This window comes from Streptomyces sp. NPDC005963 (genome assembly GCF_040638655.1).
GTDB lineage: Bacteria > Actinomycetota > Actinomycetes > Streptomycetales > Streptomycetaceae > Streptomyces.
In genome coordinates, this window is the sequence record NZ_JBEXVD010000002.1 from 467,889 (window position 1) to 482,172 (window position 14,284).

At 70.4% G+C, this 14,284-nt stretch carries 13 protein-coding genes; 6 read left to right on the forward strand and 7 right to left on the reverse strand.

Features of this window, described 5'->3' with window-relative positions; translation table 11 throughout:
- Positions 1 to 115: 115 nt before the first annotated feature.
- The 4 genes from ABZ348_RS05295 to ABZ348_RS05310 form a co-directional block, all read right to left on the reverse strand.
- On the reverse strand, positions 116 to 1,531 hold the full coding sequence (locus ABZ348_RS05295; RefSeq protein WP_358929523.1) for a diguanylate cyclase: 1,416 nt from the start codon (positions 1,529 to 1,531) through the stop codon (positions 116 to 118).
- Positions 1,532 to 1,603: 72 nt separating this feature from the next.
- Entirely contained in the window at positions 1,604 to 2,398 is a 795-nt protein-coding gene (locus ABZ348_RS05300; RefSeq protein ID WP_358929525.1) for an enoyl-CoA hydratase-related protein, read from the reverse strand.
- 125 nt (positions 2,399 to 2,523) lie between these two features.
- A complete protein-coding gene (locus tag ABZ348_RS05305) occupies positions 2,524 to 3,696 on the reverse strand; it encodes an adenylate/guanylate cyclase domain-containing protein (RefSeq protein WP_358929527.1) in 1,173 nt (390 codons plus the stop codon).
- 128 nt (positions 3,697 to 3,824) lie between these two features.
- The gene (locus ABZ348_RS05310; protein WP_358929529.1) at positions 3,825 to 4,685 is read right to left on the reverse strand and encodes a biotin--[acetyl-CoA-carboxylase] ligase; all 861 of its coding nucleotides are present in this window, start codon (positions 4,683 to 4,685) and stop codon (positions 3,825 to 3,827) included.
- A gap of 131 nt (positions 4,686 to 4,816) precedes the next feature.
- On the opposite strand from ABZ348_RS05310, the gene ABZ348_RS05315 reads away from it, so the two are divergent.
- The 4 genes from ABZ348_RS05315 to ABZ348_RS05330 all read left to right on the forward strand — a co-directional run bounded on the left by ABZ348_RS05315 (position 4,817) and on the right by ABZ348_RS05330 (position 7,783).
- Positions 4,817 to 6,409: an acyl-CoA carboxylase subunit beta gene (locus ABZ348_RS05315; protein WP_358929531.1), complete on the forward strand. Its 1,593-nt coding sequence runs from the start codon at positions 4,817 to 4,819 to the stop codon at positions 6,407 to 6,409.
- Positions 6,410 to 6,444: 35 nt separating this feature from the next.
- Positions 6,445 to 6,651, forward strand: a complete 207-nt coding sequence (locus ABZ348_RS05320) for an acyl-CoA carboxylase epsilon subunit (protein ID WP_358929533.1) — start codon at positions 6,445 to 6,447, stop codon at positions 6,649 to 6,651.
- Positions 6,652 to 7,022: 371 nt separating this feature from the next.
- On the forward strand, positions 7,023 to 7,151 hold the full coding sequence (locus ABZ348_RS05325; RefSeq protein ID WP_358929535.1) for a hypothetical protein: 129 nt from the start codon (positions 7,023 to 7,025) through the stop codon (positions 7,149 to 7,151).
- A 20-nt stretch (positions 7,152 to 7,171) separates the two neighbouring features.
- Positions 7,172 to 7,783, forward strand: coding sequence for a nucleoside triphosphate pyrophosphatase (locus ABZ348_RS05330; RefSeq protein WP_358929536.1), 612 nt, complete (start codon positions 7,172 to 7,174; stop codon positions 7,781 to 7,783).
- 121 nt (positions 7,784 to 7,904) lie between these two features.
- On the opposite strand, the gene ABZ348_RS05335 is transcribed toward ABZ348_RS05330, so the two are convergent.
- Positions 7,905 to 8,357 carry a hypothetical protein gene (locus tag ABZ348_RS05335; RefSeq protein ID WP_358929538.1) on the reverse strand — a complete coding sequence of 151 codons (453 nt, stop codon included), beginning with the start codon at positions 8,355 to 8,357 and terminating at the stop codon, positions 7,905 to 7,907.
- 490 nt (positions 8,358 to 8,847) lie between these two features.
- Here ABZ348_RS05335 and ABZ348_RS05340 point away from each other — a divergent pair, with 490 nt between their 5' ends.
- Positions 8,848 to 10,602 carry a biotin carboxylase N-terminal domain-containing protein gene (locus ABZ348_RS05340; RefSeq protein ID WP_358929540.1) on the forward strand — a complete coding sequence of 585 codons (1,755 nt, stop codon included), beginning with the start codon at positions 8,848 to 8,850 and terminating at the stop codon, positions 10,600 to 10,602.
- A gap of 309 nt (positions 10,603 to 10,911) precedes the next feature.
- Positions 10,912 to 11,496, forward strand: coding sequence for a helix-turn-helix domain-containing protein (locus ABZ348_RS05345; protein WP_358929830.1), 585 nt, complete (start codon positions 10,912 to 10,914; stop codon positions 11,494 to 11,496).
- Positions 11,497 to 11,666: 170 nt separating this feature from the next.
- Here ABZ348_RS05345 and ABZ348_RS05350 read toward each other — a convergent pair whose 3' ends face one another.
- Positions 11,667 to 12,641 (reverse strand): DeoR/GlpR family DNA-binding transcription regulator, encoded by a 975-nt coding sequence (locus tag ABZ348_RS05350; protein WP_358929542.1) that lies wholly within the window; start codon positions 12,639 to 12,641, stop codon positions 11,667 to 11,669.
- A gap of 168 nt (positions 12,642 to 12,809) precedes the next feature.
- On the reverse strand, positions 12,810 to 14,249 hold the full coding sequence (locus tag ABZ348_RS05355) for an NAD(P)H-quinone dehydrogenase (RefSeq protein WP_358929544.1): 1,440 nt from the start codon (positions 14,247 to 14,249) through the stop codon (positions 12,810 to 12,812).
- Positions 14,250 to 14,284: the final 35 nt, after the last annotated feature.

Consider the following 14,284-nt stretch of genomic DNA (forward strand, 5'->3'; position numbering starts at 1 on the left):
GGACTCATCCTGCGCCCGGGCCGTACCGGAAACAGTCCATGGCCGCAGCTGGGCACGGTCCCGGTCATCGCAGAGAGCACGGCGTCGGTCGGCTCAGGGCACGGTCCCGGTCGGCTCAGGGCTCGCTCCAGGGCTCGGCCGCGTCCTCCGGTGCGACACCGCGGAAACGACGGCGTTCCTGCTGGTGCTGGGGCCGGGGCGGGGTATCGGCCAGTTGGAGCACCGTTCCGTCCCGGCCCGCCACCACCGGCTTCGCGGAGCGCGCCGCCTTGGCCCGGTACTGGGCCGCGTCGGCGAGCCTGAAGAGCCTGCGGGCACTGCGCACCTGGCCGATGGGGTCGCCCGTCGACGCGACACCGCAGGCCACACCCTCACCGAGGTCCATCTCCGCGGCCCGTACGCACAGTTCGTCGGCGACCCGGACCACCTCGTCCGATGTGGGCCCGACCGAGACCAGACAGAACTCGTCCCCGCCGAGCCGGGCCGCGAGCGCTCCCGGAAGCATCGCCCCGCACAGGGAGAGCACCGAGCCGAACCGCTCCAACAGGCGGTCGCCCACCGCGTGGCCGTGGGTGTCGTTGACCTGTTTGAGTCCGTTGAGGTCACATACGACCAGGCTGACCACACAACCGTCGTCGCGATGGCGTTCCAGGGCCTCGTCGAGCCTGGCGTCCACGGCGCGGCGGTTGGCGAGCCCGGTCAGGGGGTCGGTGAAGGCCAGTCGGCGGACCTCTTCGAGGCGTTCGGTCTGGGCGATGCCCGAGGCGATGACGGAGGCGAGGACCGTGGCGAAGTCGGCGTCCTCCCGTCCGAAGACGGGGGCGCCGAGCGGTCTGGCCACGTACAACTCGCCCCAGGCGCGCCCGTGCAGCACGATCGGGGCGACGACGCAGCATCCGCGCCGACGCCGACGCAGTGCGGCCACCCGGGCCTGGGGTCCGGTGGGGCCGGGCGGAAGCGAAGGGTGTCGGTAGCCGCGGGAGAGGGGCTGTCGATCGGCGCCGGCCGCGGCCGGCGCTGTGGGTTCTTGCGGTTCTCGCGCAGCCGAACCGGCGGGGGCGAAGGGATCCGCGGACAGTTCGTGCCCGGGCCAGAGCGCCCCGGAGGCGGTGTCCCCGCTCCGGGAGTCCCCACCGGCCCCGACCTTCCCACCGTCCCCACCGGGCGGGCCCGGCTCCCGCTCCTCCCCCTGCTCGGGGAGCAGCGGACCGTCCGCCGACTCCACCCATGCGTCCGGTTCGCCGCCCCCGGCCCAGCGCTCGTGCAGGAACTCCGTGATCTCCGGGAAGCGGTTCACCGGATAGGTCTCCGACTCGGGGAACTCCTCCTCGTCCGGCGCCCGCTCCCCCGCGTTCACCAGCACCCTCAGCCGCCCCCGCTCGCGCTCCCACACCGAGAGCGCCGCGAAGGACCCGGCCAGCGCCTGGCACGCACCCAGTGCCGCCGCCCGCCAGGACTCACGCGGAGTGTGCGCGGCTGCCATCGCCTGCGCCAGCGCCACCACGGCCCGCAACTGCCGATCCTCAGCCATCACCCCAGCTTAGGGACGTTTGGCTGGATTTGATCGGTTGGAATCAGCCGCGGTTTTGATGGTCACTCGGAGTCACTCTCCGGGCCAGTCGGGCTTCCGCTTCTCGTTGAACGCCGCAACGCCCTCGGCCCGGTCGCCCGAGAAGGCGACCGAACGCCACGCCGCGTCCTCCACTTCGAGCCCCGACCGCAGGTCGAGGCCGTGTCCCAGCCGCATCGCCCGCTTGGCGGCCCGCAGTCCGACCGGCGAGTTCCCGGCGATGCGCGCCGCGAGTTCCAGGGCCGCCGTCCGGGCGTCCGCCGCCAGTTGATCGACCAGCCCAAGGCTCAGCGCCTCCTGCGCCTCGACCCTGCGGGCGGTGAAGACCAACTCGGCGGCACGCGCCGCGCCGACCCGCCGCGGGAGCAGTTGGGTGCCTCCACCGCCGGGGATCACCCCGACGGACACCTCGGGCAGTCCGACCACCGTCGTGTCGTCGCCGACGATCAGATCGCAGGACAGGGCCAGTTCGAATCCGCCGCCCAGGGCGAACCCGTGGACGGCCGCCACGGTGGGCATGGGCAACTCCAGTACGCCGGTGTAGGCGGCCCGGGCCGTGGGCCGCTGTCGTACCAGTTCGGCGTCGGTGAAGGAATTGCGCTCCTTGAGGTCGGCGCCCACGCAGAAGGCCCGGTCGTGCGAGGAACTGACGACGGTGACGCGTACGGCGGGGTCGGCCGCGAGTGCCTCGCAGGCCGCGGCGATGGAGCGGGCCATGGCTGTGGAGACCGCGTTCATCGCCGCTGGGCGGTCGAGGACCAGTTCGGCGACATGGCCGCTGCGACGGATGACGACGAAGTCATCGAAGCGCTGCTCGGCATCGGACATGGGAACCCTCCCGGTTAACGTCGGTTCACCGGATCATAGGGGCACGCCGAACGTCGGTCCCGGGACGTAGGGGGAACAGGGCCGGGCGAACGAGCGGCTCTGGGTGTCGAGACCCCGCCCCGACCTCAGTGGCGGCGTGTCAGCAACCAGGGCTCGACCACGCCCAGCCCACGCACCGGGCGCTGCCACATCGGCTGGAGCGCGAACCGGTACGAGACCGGCACCTCGCCGTTCTTCTCGGCCGCAGCCGCCTCCTCCGCCGCCGCGGTCTCCGAAGCCGGAGCGTCTCCCGTGCGGATCAGCCCCTCGGCGAACGCCCCGTCCACCAGGACGGCGTCCTTCGGCGCTATCGACGTCAGTCGGCTCGCCAGGTTCACCGTCGTACCGAAGACGTCGCCCATCCGCGTGGTGACCGTGCCGAAGGCGATGCCGACCCGCAGTGCGGGCATCGTCTCGTCCTGGGTCATCGCGTCGATCAGCCGGAGCGCTATCTCGGACGCGGTCCTCGCGTCGTCGGCCGCGAAGAGCACCTCGTCGCCGAGGGTCTTGATCAGCCGTCCGCCGTGCGCGGCCACCAGATCGGCCGCCGTGGTCTCGAACGCCTCGACCAACTCGCCGAGTTCCTCCTCCTCCAGCCGCCGGGTGAGCCGGGTGAAGCCCACCAGGTCGGCGAAGCCCACGGCGAGACGGCGGTCGACCATCTCCTCGTCGTCAGCGGCTTGGACGACCCGCCCGGTGGCCGCGGCGAGCTGCCGCCGCCAGACGTACACCAGGAACTCTTCAAGCTCCGGAAGGAGCAGTTCCACCAGTGGATAGGTGACTTCCGTACGGGTCATGCCGGGCTCGGGCGGCTCGGTCAGCCCCTCAAGGAAGGAGTCGATCTGCCACTCGGCGAGCCGTGCCGTCGTCTGCCCCGTCGAACGGGCCACCTGGATCGCCATGGGCTCGCTCAGCAGTCCGGCCTCCACCAGACCGGCGAGCCGGCGCAGTGCCAGCACGTCCGCCTCGGTGAGCGCCTTGGCCTGCCCGATGTCCGCGAAGCCCATGGCGCGCCAGAACCGGGAGGCCAGTTCCATGGAGACGCCCGCGGTGCGCGCCGCCTGGAACGGCGTGTAGCGGCGGTCCGCGCCCAGGATCAGCTGTTCCAGCCGGATGGCCAGCGGGTCGTCGGTGGGTTCCGCGGTGTGGTCGACCGCATGGTGAGGGGTCGGATGAGCGGCCCCGGAGCCCGTGGCACCGCGGGAGCCGGCGGACCCGTCCGGCGCGCCCGCGCCGGAAGTGGTGTCGTCGACGGTCACCACCCGCCTCCTGCCCGTTCCCTGCGCGCTGCCCTGCCGGTCTGTCGCTCGATCGCCTCAACGATACGGCAGGTGTGCCCTGGCTCACGTGCCAGTCGCCGTACCCGTTCACCCGGGAGCACGGAAGATCAGCCGGCCGGTCTCAGATGCACGATGTCACCGGCGCCGATCGGCTGCCGCTGACCGTCCGGGAGGGCGAGCACCAGCCGCCCGTCACCGTCGAGCGCCACGGCCTCGCCGGTGAGCGAGCGGTCTCCCGGCAGCTCGGCCCGGACGGTGCGGCCCAGCGTCGAGCAGCCGGCCGCGTACGCCTCCTGGAGTTGGGAGAGCCGGGGGTCGCCGTCGACCGCACACCACTGCCCGTACCAGTGCTCCAGCGAGCGCAGGACCGAGCGCAGCAGCGGGTCGCGGTCGGTGGACACCGCGTTCGCGAGGGCGAGGGACGCGGCGGTCGGCACGGGGAGCTCATCGGCGCGCAGGGTGACGTTGACGCCGATGCCGATCACCACGGCGTCCTCTCCCGCCCGCTCGGCGAGGATGCCTCCCACCTTGCGTTCTTCGCCATCGATGGTGACGAGCAGGTCGTTGGGCCATTTGAGGGACATGTCGACGCCCGCGGACCGGCTCAGGCCGGTGGCGGCGGCGACTCCGGCGAGCAGGGGCAGCCAGCCCCAGCGTTCCATCGGGATCGCGGCGGGTGGTCGCAGCAGCACGGAGAGGAAGATTCCCGAGCGCGGCGGTGCGGTCCACACCCGGTCGAGCCGCCCCCGCCCCGCGGTCTGCTCCTCGGCGACGAGCACCGCGCCCTCGCCCGGGATCGAGGCGGCCCTACGGACGAGTTCGGTGTTGGTGGAACCGATCGCGGGCAGCAGTTCGAAGGAGCTCCACAGGCTCTCCTGGCGGATGAGGGCACGGCTCAGGGCGGCGGCGTTGAGGGGCGGCCTGTCCAGGTCGGACCAGCGACTGAAGGGCGCATTCCGGGGCGTCATGCAAGACAGGTTAGGTGTGGCAAACACCGCACTGCCGAACGGTATCTGCGCGGATACGCTACGAAATAGAGCCAGGGAGTTCCGCCAAAGGCCGCCCTCAGGCGGTTGACCAGCCAGGGAGCCGCATCCCGATGTCCGAGCCGGCACAGATCGACATCCACACCACCGCGGGAAAGATCGCGGATCTTCAGCGCCGTACCGACGAGGCCACGCACGCCGGTTCCGCACGCGCGGTGGAGAAGCAGCACGCGAAGGGCAAACTGACGGCCCGTGAGCGCATCGGCCTGCTGCTGGACGAGGACTCGTTCGTGGAGTTCGACGAACTGGCCCGGCACCGCTCGACGAACTTCGGCCTGGAGGCGACCCGTCCGTACGGAGACGGTGTGGTGACCGGCTACGGCACGGTGGACGGCCGCCCGGTCGCCGTGTTCTCGCAGGACTTCACCGTCTTCGGCGGTGCGCTGGGCGAGGTCTACGGGCAGAAGATCATCAAGGTGATGGACTTCGCCCTGAAGACCGGCTGTCCGATGATCGGCATCAATGACTCCGGCGGCGCCCGCATCCAGGAGGGCGTGAGCGCGCTGGGCATGTACGGCGAGATCTTCCGCCGTAACACCCACGCATCGGGCGTCATCCCGCAGATCTCGCTGGTCGTCGGCCCGTGCGCGGGAGGTGCCGTGTACTCCCCTGCGATCACCGACTTCACGGTGATGGTCGACCAGACCTCGCACATGTTCATCACGGGCCCGGACGTCATCAAGACGGTCACCGGTGAGGACGTCGGCTTCGAAGCCCTCGGCGGTGCGCGCACGCACAACACGACGTCGGGCGTGGCGCACCACATGGCGGGCGATGAGAAGGACGCCATCGAGTACGTGAAGTCGCTGCTGTCCTATCTCCCGTCGAACAACCTCTCCGAGCCGCCGGCCTTCCCCGAGGAAGCCGACCTGGCGCCCAGCGACGAGGACCTCGACCTGGACACACTGATCCCGGACAGTGCCAACCAGCCGTACGACATGCACACCGTGATCGAGCACGTGCTGGACGAGGGCGAGTTCCTGGAGACGCAGGCGCTGTTCGCACCGAACATCCTGACCGGCTTCGGGCGCGTGGAGGGCTTCCCGGTGGGGGTGGTCGCCAACCAGCCGATGCAGTTCGCGGGCTGTCTGGACATCAATGCGTCCGAGAAGGCCGCACGTTTCGTGCGCACCTGCGACGCGTTCAACATCCCCGTACTGACCTTCGTGGACGTTCCCGGCTTCCTGCCGGGCGTGGACCAGGAGTACGGCGGCATCATCCGGCGCGGCGCCAAGCTGATCTACGCCTACGCCGAGGCGACCGTCCCGCTGATCACGGTCATCACCCGCAAGGCGTTCGGCGGCGCGTACGACGTGATGGGCTCCAAGCACCTGGGGGCGGACATCAACCTCGCCTGGCCGACCGCGCAGATCGCGGTGATGGGCGCCCAGGGCGCGGTGAACATCCTGCATCGGCGCACGATCGCGGCGGTCGACGACGCGGACGAGGCGGAGGCCACCCGGGCACGGCTGATCCAGGAGTACGAAGACGCCCTGCTCAACCCGTACACGGCGGCCGAACGCGGCTACATCGATGCGGTGATCATGCCGTCGGACACCCGGGCGAAGGTGGTGCGCGGTCTGCGGCAGTTGCGGACCAAGCGCGAAAGCCTGCCGCCGAAGAAGCACGGCAACATTCCGCTGTAGGTCACGGGCTCCAGGCCATCAGAGAGGGCGAGGCCATGATCAAGGTCATTCGGGGCAATCCCACGCCGGAGGAGTTGGCCGCCGCACTGGCGGTGGTCCGGGCTCGGGCGGCTGCATCGACATCCGCAGGGGCGGATGCCGTGGCGCCGCCCGAACAATGGGCGGATCCGGCGCGGATCGCCCGCGGCGGCAGTCAGCTCCCGGGCCCGCGGGCCTGGGCCCGGACGTACTGGCCGGTGTGAGCGACCTCCATCGGAACACGATCGCACCCGTCGTGGCCGGGCACCGGAGCTCCTCTCGCCCGGCCGGAACCGGGGCAGGGCCATGACGCGGTGTCGGGGACCGGCGCAGGAATCCCTGCGCCCGCCCGGCGCCGACGCCGCCTTCTGCTCGGGTACGTGAGCTGCGCGTACGGGGCCGTGCGCGGGCGGGAATCCCACCGCCCGTGTGCAGGTCCCTCCCCTGCACACCGGGGTCGGCAGCGCAAGGAATCCACCCGAGAACACGCTGTTATCACGCGATAACCCCGTCTCGGGATCTGGTCTCGGGCACCCGTGCGATTGAGTACCGGTACTCAGGCGTCAGGCGCTGCCCCGACCGCAGGATCGAAGACATGCTGTGGTCGGACCCCCAGAACGAACCGCCCGAGGAACTGCGCGAGACGCAGGCGATGATGCGCCGCGTCGGCCTGGTGCTTGCCCTGGCCATGGTGCTCGCCATGTTTGTGGTGGGCCTGCATTGACCACCGCCTAACATGGCGGCATGACCGCCCCCACCCCCCGCCTGCGCCTGATCCTCGCCTCTGCTTCGCCCGCCCGGCTCGGCCTCCTGCGGACCGCCGGATTCGCCCCCGAAGTGATCGTCAGCGGTGTCGACGAGGACGCTCTGAGCGCTCCGACCCCCGCCGAGCTCGCCCTCGTCCTCGCCGAGGCGAAGGCCGCGGTCGTGGCCGCACTGCCCGAGGCCGCCGACGCCCTGGTCGTCGGCTGTGACTCCGTGCTCGAACTCGACGGCGAGGCGCTGGGCAAGCCCGCCGACCCCGAAGAGGCCACCGCGCGGTGGAAGGCGATGCGCGGACGTTCGGGCGTGTTGCGCACGGGCCACTGCGTCACCGACACGGTGACCGGCCGGATAGCGTCCGCGACCGCATCGACGACGGTTCGCTTCGGCGAGCCGTCGGACGCGGAGATCGCGGCGTACGTCGCCAGCGGCGAACCCCTCCATGTGGCGGGGGCGTTCACGTTGGACGGACGCTCCGCACCGTTCATCGACTCGATCGACGGCGATCACGGCAATGTGATCGGCCTTTCGCTGCCGCTGCTGCGCACCCTGCTCGCAGAACTGGACCACTCGATCACCGAGCTGTGGACCTGAGTGCTGCCAGCGGGCGGTAAACCCGGGGAGGAGTCGGCTTCCTGACGGTCCCGGGGCTTGGCGGTCCCGGGGCTGGGGGCTGGGCGCCCCCGGGGACGTGTGGCGCGCTCCGCCCCGGTGACTACGCCGGCGCGACCCCACTGCTCGGCATCGCCCCGTCCGCGGTGGTGCGCGCCTGCGGCCCCCGCCTCCCGTACGACACGAGCACCCACACCGTCAGGGCGAGTGCCGCCATGAGCAGCACGAACGCGGACCAGCCCACCAGCCCCACCGCGAGCGCGCCGAGCACACCGTGCAGTACGGCGGCGCAGACCAGGAGGGTGTGGGCGAACCGGCCGGGCGCCCGGTCGCGTACGCCCGTCCGGAAGGCCACCAGCGCGCACGCCCCCAGGAAGACACCGAGGGCGAGCCCCGCCCCCCAGGTCGCGGTGACCATCGTGCCGGGCGCCAGGCCATCCAGGGACATGTTCTGCCCCTCGACGACCAGCGCGAGGACCCCGTGGATCGCCACCGCCCCCACGGCCTCCACCAGCAGCACTCCCGCGGTCACCACGGCCACCGTTCGACGCCCCATGCTGCCCACCCCTTCGTCACCGCCGACTCACCGCGGACCCACCGCCGACGGACACGGCGAATCCCCGCACGTTACTAACGGGTAGAAAGGGAGACAAGGCTTTGCGCAAAGGCCGAACACGCTCGGTCACGCCGCAAAGAATCATTCGCCCATTCGTAGGGACTCCACAAAGAAACCCATTCTTCGGCTGGCCCCTCGAACAGAGACCTCTACCACATATCGGGGCTAGTGTTCGGAGAGGAAACCCGCCGCACCACGGTTCGACAAGGGGTTTCCTGCTGTGCGTGCGTCTTGGATAACGCTCTGTGTGGGCAAGCTCACCCTTGTGGACGGGTCGAAAGGCCGTGTCGGCAGTCCCTAAACTCAGCGTGATCCGGGAAGCCATCGAAGTCATCGGCACGGTGACCTTTCGAGCGCCCTGGCTCGGGTGTGTCCGACCAGGGTCCCCGGGGCCGCCCCCCGGGAAAAACACTGCAAGGAGGGAGCCATCGTGCGCAAGGTGCTCATCGCCAATCGAGGCGAAATCGCTGTCCGGGTCGCCCGTGCCTGCCGGGACGCCGGGATCGCAAGCGTAGCCGTCTACGCGGACCCGGACCGGGACGCGCTGCACGTCCGCGCGGCCGACGAGGCGTTCGCCCTCGGTGGTGACACGCCGGCCGCCAGCTATCTCGACATGGCCAAGGTGCTTCAGGCCGCGAAGGACTCCGGCGCGGACGCCATTCACCCCGGATACGGATTCCTTTCGGAGAACGCCGAATTCGCGCAGGCCGTCCTGGACGCCGGTCTCATCTGGATCGGCCCGCCGCCGTCAGCCATTCGCGACCTCGGTGACAAGGTCGCCGCCCGCCACATCGCCCAGCGCGCCGGCGCCCCCCTCGTGGCAGGAACCCCCGACCCGGTCTCGGGGGCCGATGAGGTCGTGGCGTTCGCCAAGGAGCACGGCCTGCCCATCGCGATCAAGGCCGCGTTCGGCGGTGGCGGTCGTGGTCTGAAGGTGGCCCGCACCCTGGAAGAGGTGCCCGAGCTCTACGACTCCGCCGTACGTGAGGCGGTCGCCGCCTTCGGCCGCGGGGAGTGCTTCGTCGAGCGTTACCTCGACAAACCGCGTCACGTCGAGACCCAGTGCCTGGCCGACAGCCACGGCAACGTCGTGGTCGTCTCGACCCGTGACTGCTCGCTCCAGCGCCGCCACCAGAAGTTGGTCGAGGAGGCGCCCGCACCCTTCCTCAGCGACGAGCAGAACGCCCAGCTCTACTCCGCGTCCAAGGCCATCCTCAAGGAGGCCGGATACGTGGGCGCGGGCACGGTGGAGTTCCTCGTGGGGGTCGACGGCACGATCTCCTTCCTCGAAGTGAACACCCGTCTCCAGGTGGAGCACCCCGTCACCGAAGAGGTCACCGGCATCGACCTCGTACGCGAGATGTTCCGGATCGCCGACGGCGAGGCCCTCGGCTACGACGACCCACCGATGCGCGGCCACTCCTTCGAGTTCCGCATCAACGGCGAGGACCCGGGCCGCAACTTCCTGCCCGCCCCCGGCACGGTCACCGTCTTCAGCCCGCCGAGCGGCCCCGGTGTGCGGCTGGACGCGGGAGTGGAGTCGGGCAGTGTGATCGGCCCCGCGTGGGACTCGCTGCTCGCCAAGCTGGTCATCACGGGCGCCACCCGGGAGCAGGCGCTCCAGCGTGCCGCGCGCGCCCTGGCCGAGTTCACCGTCGATGGCATGGCCACCGCCATCCCCTTCCACCGTGCGGTCGTCACCGACCCGGCGTTCACCAGTGACCCGTTCCGGGTGCACACCCGGTGGATCGAGACCGAGTTCGTCAATGAGATCCCGGCCTTCGCCGCGGCCACCGACACCGAAGCGGAGGACGAGACGGGCCGGGAGACGGTCGTCGTCGAGGTCGGCGGAAAGCGACTTGAGGTCTCCCTGCCCGCGTCGCTCGGCATGACCCTGGCCCGCACCGGTCTCGCCGCCGGTGCCCGTCCCAAGCGGCGGGCGGCGAAGAAGTCCTCGTCCGCGGCCTCCGGTGACACCCTCGCCTCTCCGATGCAGGGCACCATCGTGAAGGTGGCCGTCGAGGAGGGCCAGGAGGTCAACGAGGGCGATCTGATCGTCGTCCTGGAGGCCATGAAGATGGAGCAGCCCCTGAACGCGCACCGCGCGGGCACGGTCAAGGGACTGAGTGCCGAGGTCGGCGCGTCCATCTCGTCCGGCGCCGTCATCTGCGAGATCAAGGACTGACACCGGCACCTCATCCGGCGCCGATCATCACCGTGTGACGACGAGCCCGCCCGAAGCCGTTCGGCTTCGGGCGGGCTCTGTCAACTGCCCCAGCAGCGGGCACGACCGATGGCATCCTTGGTCCCGGGGCTGACCCAGGGAGGGTGGTAACGGATGGCGACTGATACGGCGGCGGGCGGGGCACGGACGGGCGACGACCCGTTGCGTCCGCACACCGACCCGTGGTCCGGCGAGTGCGTCTCGCCGACCGGGTCGGCCGCGAGCCCGACCGCCACCCGGGACGACACGCCCTCCGGTGCCGTGCGCCCGATGCGCGCCGATGCCCGGCGCAACTACGAACGGCTGCTCGTCGAGGCCCGTACCGTCTTCTCCCAGCAGGGCACGGACGCCGCGCTGGAGGAGATCGCCCGTCGATCGGGGGTGGGCATCGGCACGCTCTACCGCCACTTCCCCAACCGCCAGGCGATCATGAACGCCGTCTTCCAGGAGGCCAAGACCGCGCTCCTGGAGCATTCACGGGAGTTGGCCCACGCCGAACAGCCGTGCGGCGCGCTGATCGAGTGGCTGCGCGCCCTGATCTCCCATGCGAGCGAGTACCGGGGGCTGGCCGGGGCCCTGATGTCGGCCTCCCGCGACGAGACGCTCGCGTTGTCGCAGTGCTGCGTCCCGCTGGCCGAGGCGGGTAACACCCTGCTCGCGCGGGCACGGGAGCGCGGGGCCGTGCGCGCGGACGTCTCCATCGACGATCTGATGCAGTTGACGAACGCGATCGCGCTCGCCGCCGAACAGGCACCCGACGATCCCGAACTACCGGACCGTCTGCTGCTCCTGACCCTGCACGGGCTACGGGACGATCGACGGGCCTACGCCTCCGCGACCGCGTCGACCCGATAGCGCTCGACGACCTCGGCCCCGTCCTCCACGCTTGCGTTCTCGTGGTGGACGGGGCCGATGCCCTTCTGACTGGTGCTCAGCAGGACTTCGGAGCTTCCCAGATCAACAACTACGGGATCGGCAGCTCCGAGACTGGCGGCTCCGAGACTGGCGGCTCCGCGATCGACGCCTCAGCGTCGGCGCAGATCGGCCACCCGGGCCCGCCGCTCGATCGCACCCGAACCTGCACCCGGCTCCAGCCCGCCCGCCGCGCTCAACCGCGTCGGCCCGGGGCCGGCCCCACCGCGTGTACGACGCTGACCGGGCAACGGCACCTCACGACGAGAGCGCCCCGGAGCCGTGTCGGCGTCGGAGCCGGGGTCACCCGAACCGGCGATGGCGATCTGCACACCCTGGTCGGCGAGGGCCTGGAGTTCCGTCGCGGCACGATCGTCGTGGGGCGGCGGCTCATCGGTGACCAGACGGGTGATCACATCGGTGGGCACCGTCTGGAACATCGTGTCGGCGCCGAGTTTGGTGTGGTCGGCGAGGACCACCACTTCGGCTGCGGCCTGCACCAGCGCCCGATCGACGCTGGCGGAGAGCATGTTAGAGGTGGAGAGCCCCCGTTCGGCGGTGAGCCCGCTCCCGGAGAGGAAGGCACGCGAGACCCGCAGGCCCTGGAGGGACTGTTCGGCGCCGCTGCCCACGAGCGCGTAGTTGGAGCCCCTCAGGGTGCCGCCGGTCATCACGACTTCGACGCGATTGGCATGGGCCAGTGCCTGGGCGACCAGCAGGGAATTGGTGACGACGGTCAGACCGGGAATGCGAGCCAGCCTGCGGGCCAGCTCCTGTGTGGTCGTACCGGCTCCGACGACGATGGCCTCGCCTTCCTCGACGAGGCTCGCGGCGAGATCGGCGATGGCCGTCTTCTCCGCGGTGGCGGACAGCGATTTCTGCGGGAACCCGGACTCCCTGGTGAAACCGCCCGGTAGCACCGCACCGCCGTGCCGGCGGTCGAGGAGTCCCTCTGCCTCCAGTGCCCGCACGTCGCGTCGTACGGTCACTTCGGAGGTCTGGACGACGCGGGCGAGCTCACGGAGCGATACGGCTCCGTTGGCGCGCACCATTTCTAGGATCAGTTGGCGACGTTCTGCAGCGAACACGAAACTGACAGTAACCTGCGCGGCCGATAGTTTTCAGCAGTATGCGCCGAATAACAAGTATTGCGCTCAGCAAGGGCTGCCAAGTGGTATACGCAAGCGCATAGTTGATCGCTCACCGAGGGAAGTGCCCGGGGTTCGGTGGATTTCGTCCCCCCGGGCGTCGGTACCTCAGCCCTCGCCTGCGGATTTGCGGGTGTGCAACTGCCGTGCGACCTCGGCGATCGACCCCGACAGGGACGGGTAGACGGTGAAGGCGTTTGCGATCTGTTCCACCGTCAAGTTGTTGTCGACCGCGATCGAGATGGGGTGGATCAGTTCGCTCGCCCGGGGTGCGACGACACAGCCGCCGACCACGATCCCGGTACCGGGGCGGGCGAAGATCTTGACGAAACCGTCCCGGATGCCCTGCATCTTGGCCCGTGGGTTGCGCAGCAGCGGCAGCTTCACCACCCGCGCATCGATCCGACCGGCGTCGACGTCCGCCTGGGTGTATCCGACGGTCGCGATCTCCGGATCGGTAAACACATTCGAAGAGACCGTCTTGAGGTTGAGCGGGGTCACCGCGTCACCCAGGAAGTGGTACATCGCGATCCGGCCCTGCATGGCTGCGACGGAGGCGAGGGCGAAGATCCCCGTCACGTCACCGGCCGCGTACACGCCCGGTGCGCTGGTCCGGGAGACCCGGTCCGTCCAGATGTGACCGGACTCCTTGAGGCGCACGCCCGCTTCCTCCAGGCCCATGCCCGCGGTGTTGGGGATCGCGCCGACGGCCATCAGGCAGTGGCTGCCGGAGATGACCCGACCGTCCGAGAGCGTGACCTCCACCCGGTCGCCGACCCGCTTGGCGGACTCGGCGCGGGAGCGGGCCATGACGTTCATGCCGCGGCGCCGGAAGACGTCCTCCAGGACCGCTGCGGCGTCCGGGTCCTCCCCGGGGAGCACCCGGTCTCGTGAGGAGACGAGGGTGACGCGCGAGCCGAGCGCCTGGTAGGCACCGGCGAACTCGGCACCGGTGACACCGGAGCCGACCACGATCAGTTCCTCGGGCAGTTCGTCGAGGTCGTAGACCTGGGTCCAGTTGAGGATGCGCTCGCCGTCGGGGAGGGCGTCCGGGATCTCCCGGGGGTGACCGCCGGTCGCGATCAGCACCGCGTCCGCGGTGAGCGTCTCCTCGCTGCCGTCAGCGGCCCGCACGACGACCTTGCGGGAGCCGTCCATGGCCTGCTGGCCCTCCAGCCGGCCCCGACCCCGCAGCACCCGGGCGCCCGCCCGGGTGACCGATGCGGTGATGTCGTGCGACTGTGCGAGGGCGAGCCGTTTGACGCGTCGGTTCACCTTGCCGAGATCGACGCCGACCACGCGGGCGGCCTGCTCCATCGGCGGGGTGTCGTCGGCGACGATGATGCCCAGTTCCTCGTACGAGGAGTCGAAGGTGGTCATCACCTCGGCCGTGGCGATGAGGGTCTTGGACGGTACGCAGTCGGTCAGCACGGAGGCGCCACCGAGCCCGTCGCAGTCGACGACGGTCACCTCCGCGCCTAGTTGGGCGCCCACCAGGGCCGCCTCGTATCCGCCGGGTCCGCCGCCGATGATCACGATCCGGGTCACTGGGGTTACGCCTCGCGCTCTCGTTGTGCCGGGTG